The organism is Flavobacterium nackdongense, from assembly GCF_004355225.1.
Taxonomy (GTDB): Bacteria; Bacteroidota; Bacteroidia; order Flavobacteriales; family Flavobacteriaceae; genus Flavobacterium; species Flavobacterium nackdongense.
This window is the reverse complement of the sequence record NZ_CP037933.1, coordinates 3,136,206-3,150,871: the sequence shown is the minus strand read 5'-3', so window position 1 is coordinate 3,150,871 and position 14,666 is coordinate 3,136,206. Positions and strand designations below refer to the sequence as shown.

Genomic DNA, 14,666 nt, shown 5'->3' with positions numbered 1-14,666 from the left:
GTAATGCTAAAACTACTATAATTGAAATTACTAAAGGATCATAATAATATCGAAACTTATGGATTTAAAAAATGACCAAAATACTATTGATTTTCTTGAAGAGAAAATCTTTCAAAATATGTATAATGAAAATACTATTCTTTTTTTAGGAGCAGGATTTTCTTATACAAACGAGAGAAATTATTTAGGCACAACATTAGTTAATTATTATCAAGAAACACTCGGAGTTGATTTAGAAACAAAAGATTTAGTTGAATTTACGGATAGAGCGTCAAGACTAGATACTTTCTCTAGACAAAAGTTTGACCAATATGTAAAAAGTCTTTTAGAAAAATTAAAACCCGAAGATGCCCATTTAAAAGTAGCTTCAATGGGTTGGCGTCAAATTGTAACTACAAATATGGATTTGCTTTTGGAGAATGCTTATTCCCAAATTCACGGAAAAACCGATGAATATAAAGAGATTCTGCCAATAAGAAGTGTAGCTGAATACCAAAAAATAATTTCTAATGACCAGATTAAGTATATCAAACTAAATGGGTGTTTATCTGACCTAGCTAAATATAAGTTTGTTTTCTCAACTCAAGATTTTACAGATAATAAAGCTTTTTACAATAAAGTATTATCTAATTTCTCTTCGCTAACTACTGATGTTAGTTTTCTGTCAATTGGGTACTCTTTTACTGACGGAATATCGAAAAGATTACTAACAGAATTAAACAAAAACAATCTTAAAAAGGAAATGAAAATTTTTAATGTTGACCCATTTCCAAACGAAGCTTTAATACCCTTTTTAGAAGAAAATAACGTTATTACTATTAGAATGACGGCATCAGAATTTTTTGGGCATTATGATAGTTGGGTAAAAGAGAAATATACCAGGCAAGAAAAAAAATTGCCAAAAGTTTATTTTAACCCTAATAACAATAATCCGATACAAATTAGTGCTAAATTAAATCTAAGATTAAGAAATGTTTTAAAACAACTACACATAAATAATAAGGAAAACTCAATACGTGCTGTCAACTATTACAGGGGAGAGGAGCCAAACTACTCAATAATTTTAGACAATCTTGATGTTCACAAAAAGAAGCTTAATAGAACCATTTTAGATGCAATTTTATCTAATAAAATTGAAAACAATTTAATCCCCGTCAATTTTATTGTTGGTGCTAGTGGGGTTGGTAAAACAACTTCTGCTTTACGTGCAATTAATCAATTACAATTGCAACATAATTATATAGCTTTTGAATTGACTGAAATTAATGGCATTAGAGCGCAAGACCTTGAAGAACTCTTTAATGCTAGTTCTATTGAAAATATTATTTTACTCGCAGATAATGTTGAAAGACATACATATTTTAAAGAGTTAATGGCTTTTAGGCTTGCATTAAGTGAACATCAATTTAATAAAAACATATCTATTCTAGCCCCTATAAGAGAAAACATATTAGAGAAACATTTAAGAAGTTATAATTATCAAAATACACACAAAATTGAGGCTAATCACAACTTAACAGATGAAGAAATAAATGATTTAATCTCAAAATTGAAAACTCACAGATTAATTATCGTAAGAGATAAGTATGAAGAAAGTAAAATCAGAGATAAAATTAGAGAAACTTACGATAGTGATCCTTATGTAACAATGTTGTCTTTAATTGAAAATAGCACCTTATTAAGGGCTATTACAGACAATTTAAATCAGTTAAGTCCTGAAGCTAGAACGGCTTTTGAATATACCTCATTATTATTTCAATACAAAATTCCAATGCCTGCGAGTATATTGAAAAAGATAATAAATATGGATTGGGATGAATTTAAAATCAATATATTGAGAATAGACTGTAAAGGGCTACTCTTACACGAAATAACACCTCCAAGAGACATAAAAGAAGATTTAGTATTTAGAACAAAACATAGAATAATATCAGCTAAATTCATTGAAAGTAAATATAAAAGTGAGGATAAATTGTTAAAAGGTTTTCTAAAAATAGTAAGAGCCTTAAATCCAAATGATGAGCACGCTAAAATTGTGATAGATTTATTTAAAGCAATCAAAAAAAACAGAACCTTTAGTCAAAAAGAAAAATTACATAAATTATATGATGAGGCTTCTATAATATTTACAACCCACCCACTATTTAATATTCATTACGCTAGGGATTTACAACTCAGGAGAGGCATAGTTGATTTAAAAAAGGCAGCTGAAAGACTTATGTTAATTGATTCAACAAGTGACAGGAAAAATTATTCCATTACACATACAAGAGGTGTAATAGAATTTGAAATTGCTAAACATTATCATAAAGAGGGAGATACTTACATAAGAGATGAATATATTGATAGTGCTGAGGAATTTTTTGAGATAAAAAGAATAATGGACCCGTTCTCATCTTATAGTTATTATGAATATTTAGCTCTAGAAATGTGGAAAGTTCAAAATTTAGATTTGACCGAAGAAGATGTACTAAGACAACACATTATTATTCAGGATTTATTTGTAAAAGCCTATGAATCAGTGGTGGAAAATACAGAATATATTGAAAGACTTAGAGCTAAGTACGTTAAAGAGATTACAATTAATCAGTTCTCAAAAGCTGAAATTTTAAAACACATAGATGAATTGTATGGTAATCCAGATACTAGGGTACTTGCTTTGATTTTTAAATTAAACTCGTTAGAATATGGCATTTTTGACTTTGGGAATAAATTCCTAGTCAACCACACGGCTGAAGATGTAATTGACGAGTTAAGTAATTATCATCACTTAGATACTGTTGAAAAAGCATTATTTGATTACCACAGTAAAAGGTTATATAATGTAGATTCTCGAATGGCTTTAAATAATTTTAATCCAGAAAAATTTGAAGAAAATAACTTCTTTAAATACCACTATTACTCATATATTAAAGAATGCTATAACAAACAATTCTCTTATGCAAATAAGCATCTGATTGCGTTAAAAAAAGAATTTAAGTATTTAAACCCATCATTACAGGAAATTTGGATTGATCAGGAAACTGAAAATGAAATGACTTTTGTAGGTTTAATTAAAGAAATCTCTAATTACAAAATTTATATAGCTTCACTAGGAAGTGATTTTTATAGATTTAAATCTGAAATTGAAATCATGAAAGGCCAATACTATTATTGTAAATTAGTCTTTACAGTAAGAGGAATACGTGTAGAAATTATTGGTAAGCAATAAAAAACATTGCTCTTTTTTGAATTGTTGACATTGAAATGATTATTTAATTTTAGAACATAGTAGCTATTATGCAATCCTACTTCGGACACATATTTCTACCCAATGATGATGACTTTCAAAAAATAGAAGGTGTTCGTCTATTTATGGACGGAGATGATTTCTGGATAGAAGCTTCAATAAACCTACTAGGTGTAGAAAAGTACAATTTAATAAAAGGAGCTTTTACAGGGTTAGGATATGTTTCGTTATTAGAGTGTAATGTTCGAGGGGCTTCAATTGGTATTGGCGGATCTGAGGGGAAATTGAATGTAAAATATATAATATGTGGCATTCAAATCGATAATGTAGAAGATTTATTTTTTTCAAGTTTATCTATAATAATGCCCACTCTAAGGACGTGGCTAAATAAAAGAATTTTCAACGAAGTAAATATTTTTGAAAATAATTTGTCCCTATTCAAGCACAACCCTATTGATTTAGGTAGTTTTGAAAAGTTTAATTTAGAAATTGGATTTTATCTTACTCAAAGTTTAGGAAGAGATACAGGATTAGCAGTAAATGATTTTGTTACTTTAAAAATAAAAGCCAACAGTAAATTATCACTTTGGGAATTTCTTGAAGTATATAAAAAATTCAAAAAGTTTTTAGCTTTCATAGGGGTTTATGATAAAAACCCTGATTTTTTTACTTTTTTTGACAAAGACATAAAGTATGAAAATTTAGATTCACTAATTTCGATGAAATTTTTTATGGAAACATATAATTTTAAAAACTCGGGAATAGATGCTGTTAAATTTCCAAAATTTGATGATTTAGCACTTGATATAAATATGATATTGCAGGCTTGGTTTAAAAATATTGATTTGTCTGATAGTATAGATTTATTATTAGACAGGTATTTTCAAACTAGAATAAGCAATCATATTGCTTTTTTAAACAGTTGTTTTTCAATAGAAATTTTTCACAGAAGATATAGACAAACTGGCAAGGAGCTTTATTTTCAACCTAGATTAAAAGAGTTAAAAGAGGAATTTCTATTAGTACTACCCGAAAGAATCGAATTTTACAAGTTTATTAAAAAAGTAGTTGATTCACGAAACTATATAGCGCATCGAACTCCAAAAGATGAAACCTTTTCTGGACTTGAATTGTATTACGCTTCCATTTATATTGAAACAGTAACCAAACTGTGTATTTTCAAAGAATTGGGTTTTAATCCATTGATTCTATCACAAATGTTTATAAATTCAGGACATACAATTGATAATATGTTTCAATTTAATAATCGTTTACAAACAGGTCTAAAAAAGTTGAATAAATAGAAATTATTTTCTGTCCTGTCCGTAATATATTCAATATATTTGGACAAAATTATAGTTTATGATTGATGCATTAAAATCAAACTTTAAAAGCGCATTAGAATTATACGATACAGAAACAGAAGCAATTCCAAAGCTGTTACATCCGTTTCTACAAAAAGTGGGTTTGGCATCCTTAGTTGGAACTTCAGATTCTGGCAAATCTACATTTCTCAGGCAATTCAGTTTAGCGATTGCATTAAAACAAGATACCTTTTTAGGTTTTAGAATTGAAGGCACAACAAATAAGGTGCTTTACATCAGTACTGAAGATGATCCTAGCTCAGTAAGTTATAACATAAGAAGACAAGTAAATCGTTTTCATTATGAAAATGATGCTCTAGATAAAAGTTTATTGAAGAATTTAGAATTTCTATTTGAAACAGAAAATTTACTAAATAATTTAAAATTAAAATTAGAAAAAGAACCTGTAGACCTAATAGTTATTGATGCCTTTACAGATGTGTTTACTAAAGAATTAAATTCTAATATTCAGGTGAGGCAATTTCTAAATGATTATGATAAATTAGCTAAAGCACATAATTGTTTGATTCTTTTTTTACATCATATCGGAAAAAGCACTATGAAGTATGCTCCTAGTAAAGATAGCATTATAGGTAGTCAAGCCTTTGAAGCAAAAATGAGAGCTGTACTTGAATTAAGACCTAATAAATACAATAATAAATTAAAAGATTTATGGGTATTAAAAGCCAACTTTCTGGAAAGTAAATTTAAAGAGAAGAGTATTGTATTGGAGATGGATGACGATAGGATTTTTAATAATACAGGTAAAAAATCAGATAAAAATCAAAATTCAAAAACAAATAATCCACCATTGGTCAGTGAGGTTTTAAGGTTGTCATCAGAAGGAAACACAGTTCGAAAAATAGCAGAACTCTTAAAGGAAACAGAATTTAACATTAGTAAATCTTCAATTTCCGAAATAATATTAAAAAATTCAAAAACTAAATAATTTTAAATTTATTTAATATTTTTAAACAAAAAAGACGGCTTTTAGACCGTCTTAATTTTTAGGAATATTTCCATAGAAATCCCCCTGCTTGTTTTCTTTCTCTACGACAACATTTAGCGATACTGGATTTTGAAATACCTGTTTCCCTTGATGCTTCTGCAACTGAAATGAATTGAGCAAACAAATTACCATTTAAGTTGTATTGAATAACCACTTTTTTTCTGTTATCGGACTCAGGAATAAATCTTTCCATTTGTTCATAAGACCATAAATAACCGCCCAAAGTATGATTTACGTTCCAACAGGCTTTGCTTATACCTTTTTTAGTTGTATTTATCGAAATTGCTGCTGAAGTTAAGTCTTCAAATGAATTAACTGGAGTACCATCTAAATTGTATTGATAAACAGTTTTCTTTATACCACCACCTTTATCAGAATTGTAACCGTTCTTAAGTGAATCATTTTCTAAAATATATTTAATTTCTTTTTGAGCGAGTTCATCTAAAGAAGTTGCTGAATCAATTTGAACCCAATTAAAGGAATCGTGTCCATATGTGCTAATGGCATTATAAAATTTACGATTAGTCCCTGTATTTGATTTTTGAATATGATCTTTTTTTCTATTCTCAATTGTTTGAGTTGTTGCGCCAATATAAACCTCGTTGGTTTCATTATTAATTACCTTATATATTATTCCTGCTTTATTTTCCATATTATAAAAATTTATTAAATAAGGGCAGGTAGGGTAAGCAATTTTACTGAAAAACATATTTTTAAAATTATAAAATATAATAGTGTATTATATGAAGTCTTGAAAAGTACCTACCCTCCTTACCTTCTTACCCTCCTATTATTGTTTTAATCTTACTATATACTTCCAGCTTCCTTTAATTTTTTTTCTTTCAAATCCTTTGGAAGTCATAATTTTACCAATATCGATTGGACTAATTTTTTGGTAAAAATTTTTCTTTTTTTTGATATATTCAATTATTTCACTAGCGCTATAGTATAAGATATTTGCATCGCTATTAGATACAATATCAAATAAATCCTCAATCCACTCTTCTTCTTCGCAAGATTGTTTGAACATTTTATTGTTTTCTTCTAATCTGGCAATGTCTTCTAAATCAAAAAAATATTTAAAATTTTCCTCCTTTAAAATGTGCATTACTTGACTATAAACTAAATCCATATTTAGTGTATGATCTAATTCGATTGTTTTTGCTTCAAAACAAAGGAATCTTCTATTTCCTGTAACATCCATTAATATTTCATTGTGATTAGAACTGCCAACAAAAGAAGCTCTTCTAATATAGTTTTCAGTATAATGGCCATAAGCTCTTCTTTCTGAGACTATGCCTTTTGTAATCATTTCTTTAAACAGTTCAATTTGTTTTTTATTAAAGGAAGCCAATTCATCAAGGTTAATTAGTAGGCGTTCAGAAAGCAATAAATTGTTATCTTTATTATTGGGTTGAATTGTGCCACTAAAGAAATAATCCTTTAATGTGTCAGGAACTAATTTGCCCATCCAAGTAGTTTTTCCAATACCTTGACCTCCAGTGAAAATTAAAATTGCTTGGTTTGTAATATCATCTTCGATAGCACAGGCAACCATTGCAACTAGCCATTTTTTAAATGCCCACGCAAAATCTTCTTGATTTGTTGTTTTAACGGTATCAATTAATTGTTGAATATAATCTGTTTTTCTATTCCATTTAGGAAGTTTTTCGAAGTAATCTACAAACGGATTGAATTTTGGTACGTAATCCGACTCTAAAAGGGATTTTATGTCCGATTGAGAACAAGGATATTTATTATTGTTTAATTCACGTTTTATAGAATTAATTTTATAACCATCTAGAAGTTTAAAATCCTTATCTTTTTTAGCTTTTATAAAAGTTCTATTGGTTAATACGTTATATTGAAACGTATATTTATTGTTGAGATATTTCTCTATTATTATCATTATTTTTAATATTATTCTTTTCTTAAAATCTCTCCTCTTTATCATAATCCGTCTTTCATTTGGTCGAGAGTTCTACCGTACTTTACTTATCAAACGTATTTGAAAAGCATTGAGCTTCAATTATTGATTTTTAGTCCAATTGAATGAAATTATTTGGTTAATTGCGCTATGTCATATGCATATGATTTTGAGTTAAACAAAAATTTAGATGCTGAATGATTCAACAAAAAGATAAAATTAGTTGGTGAAGTTTTAATAGAAACCCAGATCGGGTTACTGAAGAATTGAACATAAAGATAATATATATTTTTCTAAAAAGCAAATTTTTTCTTACGTATTTTCTAATATGTTTTGATTATATATTATAATATTTTTAGATGATAATAAAACAAAGTCCTATGGATACTATAAAATAAGAATTTAGCATCCACAGAAAATCGCTTTAATCTAGATTAACGTTTTCAGTAGTTTTTTTATGAAGGAGAAACGGTCTCAAAAGTAATTGCTACAAAATACAATATAAACTCCTGTTAGCTATTTTATATAAGAATATCAAAGTGATAGTAATAATAGGCGTTCATCTCTATTATGTATACTGTTTTAATCTCCCTTGTTACCCTAATTTCAGTAACTAAAACAATTTCTCCTTTCAGCAGTAAGCCAACATTAGTTATAACTTCAACTCTGAAAGGGCATTTTAACCGCAATAAACGGTTGTTCCAAGTGACAACATAGATTTCTTTTGGATTGCTATGTTTCAGCAATTCCGCCAATTCTTGGTCAGACATAATTAATAATTTAGGAATAACTAAGCGACTACATAAAGTACTTGTTAGCTATATTATTTAATGTAGAAACCAATTGTGAGATTGATTTTCGATGCTTTTGGCTAGGTGATTTACAAAAGCATACGCATTAACGTTCCGTTCTAAGTTGCTATCTATATAGGTGCTTTTATTGGCTTCTGTTAGCAAATTGTACAACTTCCAGAAATTGATTGTCTTATTTTCTGATTTGCTGAAATGTGGATCTACATTGTAATCTCTTAGCACTATGTTTAGTTGTGAATCATTTACTGCTAATGGGAATAAGTTTTGTTTTTCCTCTTTTTCCAGATGAGAATACAACTTCATCTTTCCAACTAAATGACAAAATTGAGCTTCTGTTAAGCACAATTCATTCATTTTTTCGAGATTATTTAGATGCTCCTTTTTCTTGTAGTTATTTATTAACTCGTACACTTTTGCCTTTAATTCTGAAACTGAACTAATCCTTACATCTTCTTTTAAGCCATCCGTTGAGATGCACAAATTTGTACAAACAGTATTCTGGAAACCTACAAACACTTTGAATTTCTCCATAGATTTTTTACTAAAAAGATTCTCTTGATTGTAACTCCTAACTCCGCCGATGGTTAAGTTTAGTTTGTTACCATTAATTATTTCACTGATTTCTGGAACTTCAATAACAAAGGCACAACGTTCATAATAGATAGTTTTTTCCTCATCTAGAAGTTCTTTTGCTGGCTTACCAATGGCTGTTGGAACTCTACCTTTGATAACGTGAGATACTCTAATATCGGGCTTTAAAACCCCTTTGTAATCCAAAATATCTTCTACAACTTCTTTGGTACTGTTGATAAATTCGTAGTGTGAAATAGTGCATTCATTATCCTTGGCAAACACTGGAATTGTACAATCATTTTTAAGGTGTTCCATATCCACGCAAATAGTATTGGCTTCAATGAAGTTTCGTTTTGGAAATACAATTACTTCCGTTTCATCAATAATTTGATGCTCTTGGTTATTTAATACTAAATTCATTTTCTTGCGGATTAGGTTGTTGAATAATTTGCTCGTTGGGGATTACTTGGCTTGATAAGTTGTCTAATTCTTCTTTTCGTGCCACAACTATTGGATAAAGTTCTTTACTCAAATGTGGGTATTGAGCATATATTAATTTTAAACTCTCCTCAGTTGTACAGGAATTGATTTCGTTTTTAATTTGCTCGATAGAAATTCCTTCATTACACCAATCTATTAACTTTTTACCTGTTGAAGAATTGATAATAAACTCAGGTTTTCCAGCAAATAGCCCTGTTCTGTCTTTGGAAGCTGATACGAGATGATTATCGTTCAAAAATTCAAAGTTTACTGTAAGTTCATACTCGAATCCTTCTCTAGTAATCTCTTTCATTCCGAGTTTACTCACTTTAGTTTTGCCATCGGAACCCTTGTCAATGCTATAATCTACCTTTCTTCTGCTTGTGGTAATGACGTGGCATTTTGAAAGAATGATAGCATCTAAAAAAGCATTGTGTCTTGGAGTTACTTTTGCCCAGTCCTGGAACCTGCCCCCCAATTGTTCGTGGATTTCAAGGCATCCGCCCTTGCTTTGCCATTCGTGGCTGATAGAATCTATAATAATTACAGACATATCAGCTTGTTCGCATAATTGAATAGCTTTAATGTAGCGTTCAGGAGTAAAAGGTTCATCTAATGATAACACATTGAAATTTCCTAAATGTGAGTATAGGCTTGCACTATTGTTTTCAGTGTCAATTAAGGCTATTTTCTTCCAGTCGTTGGTCATTCCATAGGCTAATAATAATGCGGAAAAACTTTTACCAAATCCACTCGGACCTGAAAGTCCAATTCGTAATTTTACTTGATGTCGTTTTGCTTGTTGTAGTTTCATAATTATGATGTATTTGATTTATATTTTTTTTAGATTAATTGGGATCATTTAAGTTCGTGGCATAAAAAAAGGGATTCCATTGATTTGGATTCCCTTTTTGTTTTTATGTGAATCTGCTTATGCCACCACTTCTTCTGGAATCAGATTTTTGTGGAGAATCTCTTCCTCATTAGTAATGTACTCGTAACGGTGTGAAAGCTGAATGATTTCACCAGTATCCTTAACTGTGTAATCGTAGGAGTCACACTCTACTTTCTTAACACTTCCATCAAGTGTAGTTCCGATTAAACTTTTGCAAGTTGTTTCGTTAAATGTTGTTGGTACTGTTGCAGTTTTTGCAGTAAAGTACATTTTTCCAGATTGAAGGCTTCTTGTTGCTTCAATACCACCTTGAACTACTAGTCCGTAGAAATTTTCACCATTGTCTTTAGTGAATGTTTTAAAATCGATAATTGTAACCATAGTTTTTAAAATTTAAAGATTATTATACATTTTTGAGAATTCCCACATTCAAACGATGCGGGGCTATTACCCAATTCTACAAAAGGGTGGGCTGTGTTTGTTAGCTTAAAGTACGTACACGATAATTTTTCAAAAAAATTTCAAAAAATTTCAAAAAATAAAAAAAGGCTCAACTTTAATTAAAAAGCTTAGCCTGTAAAGTGTAGTATTCTAATCTAAGATTTCGAAAACTAAGAATTGTTATATGAATTGGATTTTATATGTTTAGTTTTCATTTTTGCTAAATTTTTGAATTCACTTTTGAATTTCAATACCAATAAATCATCATCCCCTTTTACTTGGCTTATAAAATTAATATATCCATCAAGACGATTCAAAAAATAAGATACATCTACAACATTTGCATTTCTATCTAATTTTAAATGCTTTATTGCAGCAATTGTTATTCCATTATTTGAAGCATCATAAAGCATAGCTCTGACCATCTTAATTGTCTTGCGGTCAACATTTACTTTTTTGTTAACCACCAATCCCGTAACAGTTTGTTTTCTATTAGAAGATTTAAGACGGGTCTTTTTAGGGTTTATTGAAAATTGATTTTTTTTTATGATTTCTGATATGATATTGATGGTTTCATCAGTGATTTCATTATTGGATGAAAAGGTCAAATCATCAGCGTATCGACTAAAATTGATTTGATTTTTATTGCAGAAAGCAACTAAATCAGCGTCTAATTCCAAACAAATAAAATTAGAGAGTACTGGGGATGTTGGCGCTCCTATTGGCAATTTTCCTTCGTAGGTAGTCAGTAAAGCTAAAGCAGTTGCTACGCAGTCGCTAAATTTAAAATATTCCGATAAAAATAATTCTTTTACTCTGTATGCTTTTATGGAAGGAAAAAAATCTTTCAAATCAAGATTTAACACATATTTTTGATTGGTATGGACTTTTGCATTTTCTACAATGTTGCAAATTTTCTCTTTCTTATTGGGATTAATTACAAAGCCATATATTCCATCAGGTCGTATCCAATGGTAATACTGTTGCAAGTAAAAATTCAACTTCATCTGAATCTTCTTTAAATCGGATTCTGGCGATTGAATTAAACGATTACCACCGTTTTTTTTTGGAATTAAAAAACTGGTGTAGTTCGGTTCGTTAATCACTTTTTCAATATAACTTAAATGTACCTTAAATAGGATTTTTAAATCTGGAATGGTAACGATAGAAAGCAGTTTTGTAACAAAGAATTTCTGCTCAAAACGAAAGATAACATCGTTTTCAGAACTATAGAAGTATCTATTGTAATCTTCTATTCTGGAATGTATTTTATCTAATAATAATTTGTGTTTCATTTTTTTAAAGCCGTTGTATAATTATCTTTGACATAGCTGTTTACGCAGTAAACTGCTGTCTTTAGTACCTAGCAACAATTTTGATTGGATTGCGGAACACAATCTCTAAGTCATTCTTTTAATGCTTGACTTCATAACTTTTTCCAACGGCTTTTTTATATTTTAAAAAGGAGCATCATCATCTGAAAACTTCTCAAATGGTTTTTCTATTTCTCGTAGTCTTGAAGGAAGTAATTCAAAATCATTACTTGGTTCTTCAATGTTTTTAAATTCTGTAAAATTTATATTTCTTTTAAAATAACATTCCCCATTGATTCCATTCTTGTTTTTTGCAACAATAAGGGTCAATATACAATCAGAAGGAGTACCACAATCATCATCAAGTTCATCTATTAAATAATATTCGGGTCTGTAAAGCAACCAAACTTTATCTGCTAATTGCTCTATAGAGCCACTTTCTCTCAAATCAATAAGTTGTGGCTTTTTGCTACTGCCTCTCAGTTCAACGGATCTGCTTAACCCACTTAATAAGATTAAGGAGATATTGAGCTCTTTGGCACAGTTTTTCAAAACTTTACAAATATGCCCTATTTCAGCTTCCCTGCCAAAATTAATTTTAGATGAACCCATTAATTGCAGATAGTCTATAACAACTACTCTAACGCCATAGTTTGTTACATAACTATGTATTTCTGCCAAAATGTTTTCTATAACAATACTGCTTACGTCACTTATAAAAACAGAACTATTTTTAAAATCTTTCGTTACTGATTTAATTTTTTCAATTTCCTCGCCCATAAGCTGTCTGTTTATTATTTTATTGACCGGAATATTTGTTCTGCACGATACAAAACGAGCAGTCAAATCTTTAGGCAATAAGTCAAAAGAAAAATACAAAACGGGATTCTGCTGGCAGATATTTGAAACTAAATTTACCGCAAACTGGGTTTTTCCCATACTAGGTCTCCCACCAATTACGATTAATTCCCCTAATGATATTCCGCCAAATTTTTGATCCAAAAGCGAGAATAACGTTGGTATTATATTTTTATTTTCCTCTTTGGATTCAATATTTTGTATAAGATTTTCAAATAGTGAATTAATGGATGTTGATGGATTGTTTATTTTCATTTGAGGGATGCTATTATAGGTTATATTTAAGAAGTTATTCTAGATGGAAATTATATTTGTTTTTTGAAGAAATTTTGAAAATGAATTTGTTTTTCAATAGGCGTCATAAATTTATCAAATAATTGCTTTAGAATAAAAGATATCTTTTTAATATTTTGCAGTTTTTGTAGTTCATAATGCTTTGGCTATTATTGAAAGATGATTTATAAAATAGTTTTATTTTCTGGTTTATATTCAATACCATTAAAAACAACGAGGTAAACTATTATATAAATCTGTGAATTTATAAACTAAATAGAGTTCTTTCGATTCGTATATAATATTTCCTTCTTTAAATCTGTATGTTTCATCACAAAGATATTCTGCGCAGGTATTACCAGGGATTAATTCACAGTAAAATATGTATGCATATCTTTTAATCCATTCCAATTCATCTGTTGTACGGTATTCGTTTAAAGCCTCTTCTGCTAAAGTATATTTTTGAATTAATTCTTCCTCATAACAGGTAGCTTCCCAAAACTCAACAAACTCTTCAAAATATCTAATATTTTTAATAATTGATTCCTCATTAATTTCTTTATATAAACAACGGAAAACGCTAACCCAATTATGAATAAATTCTGTGGTTAGAATTCTCCCACTAAATAAATTAATAGCATTCTTACAATTATTTTGAAGTATAATAAAATCAGCACTTTTTACAAAACCAATTTTCTCATCTTTGTATATTCTAAAGTGGGATTTAGAATGTAAATTGTTTTTTCTCTTACTAACAAAGGAAATGATTGAACCTTTACTTTCTGTAACTAGCAATCTGTTTTCCCAATATGTATTATTCCAACAAACAAATTTTATACAATTTTGATTCTTTTTTGATTTTTTAACTGCAAGAGTTTTATTATTTAAAGAGGTATTATATTTAAAAATACCTGCTAATTTTTCCAAGAATATCTTTTTTGTAGTGCCACAATAGGAAATGTCTTCGGTTAGAATTTCATCTAACATTTCCAAATCCATTCGTTCTAAAAAATAGATAAAAGCATCAAGTTGGGTCATTGTCTTATTATAATTTTAGTTTTAAAAGCTTTCTGTCATTTAAATTTGGGGTGAGAGTGTTGTTTTTTGCTCTGAGTTCATAAACCTATTTTTTTTAAAACGGCATAGTTTCTAAGTAAATTTGATTTTCAGTTTCTTTAATTCTTAGGCTCAGACGTGAATATTTATGTACACTATCGTATAAATTATAATATTTTACATCTTCATCTTTCTCCCAATGCACCTTTTCAATTTTAAAACTCATTGGCTCTATAGAATTGTCTTTTTCCGATAAAAGCATTTTCTGGAAAAACCAATAAAATCTTTTTTTATCTGGTGTATCCGTAGTAACTATTTCAGATTGTAAATAGGGTTTAAAAATCTTGGCATCGAAATTTAAGCAAGATTCAATGAGTTTGTTTATGATGATTTCTTTGGTGTATTTTTCTGGAGGTGGTTTCAATTTTGAGTAAAT

At 29.2% G+C, this 14,666-nt stretch carries 13 protein-coding genes; 3 read left to right on the top strand and 10 right to left on the bottom strand.

The annotated features are described in order from the left end of the window. Positions 1-58: 58 nt before the first annotated feature. The 3 genes from E1750_RS13465 (at position 59) to E1750_RS13455 (ending at position 5,542) form a co-directional block, all read left to right on the top strand. On the top strand, positions 59-3,211 hold the full coding sequence (locus tag E1750_RS13465) for an SIR2 family protein (protein ID WP_133277284.1): 3,153 nt from the start codon (positions 59-61) through the stop codon (positions 3,209-3,211). A 68-nt stretch (positions 3,212-3,279) separates the two neighbouring features. Then, positions 3,280-4,533 carry an ApeA N-terminal domain 1-containing protein gene (locus tag E1750_RS13460; RefSeq protein ID WP_133277283.1) on the top strand — a complete coding sequence of 418 codons (1,254 nt, stop codon included), beginning with the start codon at positions 3,280-3,282 and terminating at the stop codon, positions 4,531-4,533. Between the two features lie 58 nt (positions 4,534-4,591). Continuing rightward, positions 4,592-5,542, top strand: coding sequence for an AAA family ATPase (locus E1750_RS13455; protein WP_133277282.1), 951 nt, complete (start codon positions 4,592-4,594; stop codon positions 5,540-5,542). A 58-nt stretch (positions 5,543-5,600) separates the two neighbouring features. On the opposite strand, the gene E1750_RS13450 is transcribed toward E1750_RS13455, so the two are convergent. From E1750_RS13450 to E1750_RS13405, 10 genes are all read right to left on the bottom strand, one after another. Continuing rightward, complete coding sequence (locus tag E1750_RS13450) at positions 5,601-6,254, bottom strand: NUMOD1 domain-containing DNA-binding protein (RefSeq protein ID WP_165698054.1); 654 nt, start codon at positions 6,252-6,254, stop codon at positions 5,601-5,603. A 138-nt stretch (positions 6,255-6,392) separates the two neighbouring features. Beyond that, positions 6,393-7,556: a VapE domain-containing protein gene (locus E1750_RS13445; RefSeq protein WP_133277280.1), complete on the bottom strand. Its 1,164-nt coding sequence runs from the start codon at positions 7,554-7,556 to the stop codon at positions 6,393-6,395. Between the two features lie 494 nt (positions 7,557-8,050). After that, entirely contained in the window at positions 8,051-8,299 is a 249-nt protein-coding gene (locus E1750_RS13440; RefSeq protein ID WP_176582356.1) for a hypothetical protein, read from the bottom strand. 57 nt (positions 8,300-8,356) lie between these two features. Continuing rightward, a complete protein-coding gene (locus E1750_RS13435) occupies positions 8,357-9,334 on the bottom strand; it encodes a DUF3871 family protein (protein WP_133277279.1) in 978 nt (325 codons plus the stop codon). Further along, entirely contained in the window at positions 9,315-10,208 is an 894-nt protein-coding gene (locus E1750_RS13430) for an AAA family ATPase (protein ID WP_133277278.1), read from the bottom strand. Before E1750_RS13430 ends, E1750_RS13435 begins: the two co-directional genes overlap by 20 nt. Positions 10,209-10,325: 117 nt before the next feature. After that, complete coding sequence (locus tag E1750_RS13425; RefSeq protein ID WP_133277277.1) at positions 10,326-10,670, bottom strand: hypothetical protein; 345 nt, start codon at positions 10,668-10,670, stop codon at positions 10,326-10,328. Positions 10,671-10,900: 230 nt separating this feature from the next. Next, positions 10,901-12,025: a reverse transcriptase family protein gene (locus E1750_RS13420; RefSeq protein WP_133277276.1), complete on the bottom strand. Its 1,125-nt coding sequence runs from the start codon at positions 12,023-12,025 to the stop codon at positions 10,901-10,903. Positions 12,026-12,187: 162 nt separating this feature from the next. Next, positions 12,188-13,156, bottom strand: coding sequence for a replicative DNA helicase (locus E1750_RS13415; protein ID WP_133277275.1), 969 nt, complete (start codon positions 13,154-13,156; stop codon positions 12,188-12,190). A gap of 243 nt (positions 13,157-13,399) precedes the next feature. After that, positions 13,400-14,212, bottom strand: coding sequence for a hypothetical protein (locus tag E1750_RS13410; protein WP_133277274.1), 813 nt, complete (start codon positions 14,210-14,212; stop codon positions 13,400-13,402). A 94-nt stretch (positions 14,213-14,306) separates the two neighbouring features. Beyond that, complete coding sequence (locus tag E1750_RS13405; protein ID WP_133277273.1) at positions 14,307-14,654, bottom strand: hypothetical protein; 348 nt, start codon at positions 14,652-14,654, stop codon at positions 14,307-14,309. Positions 14,655-14,666: the final 12 nt, after the last annotated feature.

What these genes read in the sequence shown, in the direction of transcription:
- E1750_RS13465 (WP_133277284.1), top strand. Translation starts at nt 59, where the DNA reads ATGGATTTAAAAAATGACCAAAATACTATTGATTTTCTTGAAGAGAAA.
- E1750_RS13460 (WP_133277283.1), top strand. Translation starts at nt 3,280, where the DNA reads ATGCAATCCTACTTCGGACACATATTTCTACCCAATGATGATGACTTT.
- E1750_RS13455 (WP_133277282.1), top strand. Translation starts at nt 4,592, where the DNA reads ATGATTGATGCATTAAAATCAAACTTTAAAAGCGCATTAGAATTATAC.
- E1750_RS13450 (WP_165698054.1), bottom strand. Translation starts at nt 6,254, where the DNA reads ATGGAAAATAAAGCAGGAATAATATATAAGGTAATTAATAATGAAACC.
- E1750_RS13445 (WP_133277280.1), bottom strand. Translation starts at nt 7,556, where the DNA reads ATGATAAAGAGGAGAGATTTTAAGAAAAGAATAATATTAAAAATAATG.
- E1750_RS13440 (WP_176582356.1), bottom strand. Translation starts at nt 8,299, where the DNA reads ATGTCTGACCAAGAATTGGCGGAATTGCTGAAACATAGCAATCCAAAA.
- E1750_RS13435 (WP_133277279.1), bottom strand. Translation starts at nt 9,334, where the DNA reads ATGAATTTAGTATTAAATAACCAAGAGCATCAAATTATTGATGAAACG.
- E1750_RS13430 (WP_133277278.1), bottom strand. Translation starts at nt 10,208, where the DNA reads ATGAAACTACAACAAGCAAAACGACATCAAGTAAAATTACGAATTGGA.
- E1750_RS13425 (WP_133277277.1), bottom strand. Translation starts at nt 10,670, where the DNA reads ATGGTTACAATTATCGATTTTAAAACATTCACTAAAGACAATGGTGAA.
- E1750_RS13420 (WP_133277276.1), bottom strand. Translation starts at nt 12,025, where the DNA reads ATGAAACACAAATTATTATTAGATAAAATACATTCCAGAATAGAAGAT.
- E1750_RS13415 (WP_133277275.1), bottom strand. Translation starts at nt 13,156, where the DNA reads ATGAAAATAAACAATCCATCAACATCCATTAATTCACTATTTGAAAAT.
- E1750_RS13410 (WP_133277274.1), bottom strand. Translation starts at nt 14,212, where the DNA reads ATGACCCAACTTGATGCTTTTATCTATTTTTTAGAACGAATGGATTTG.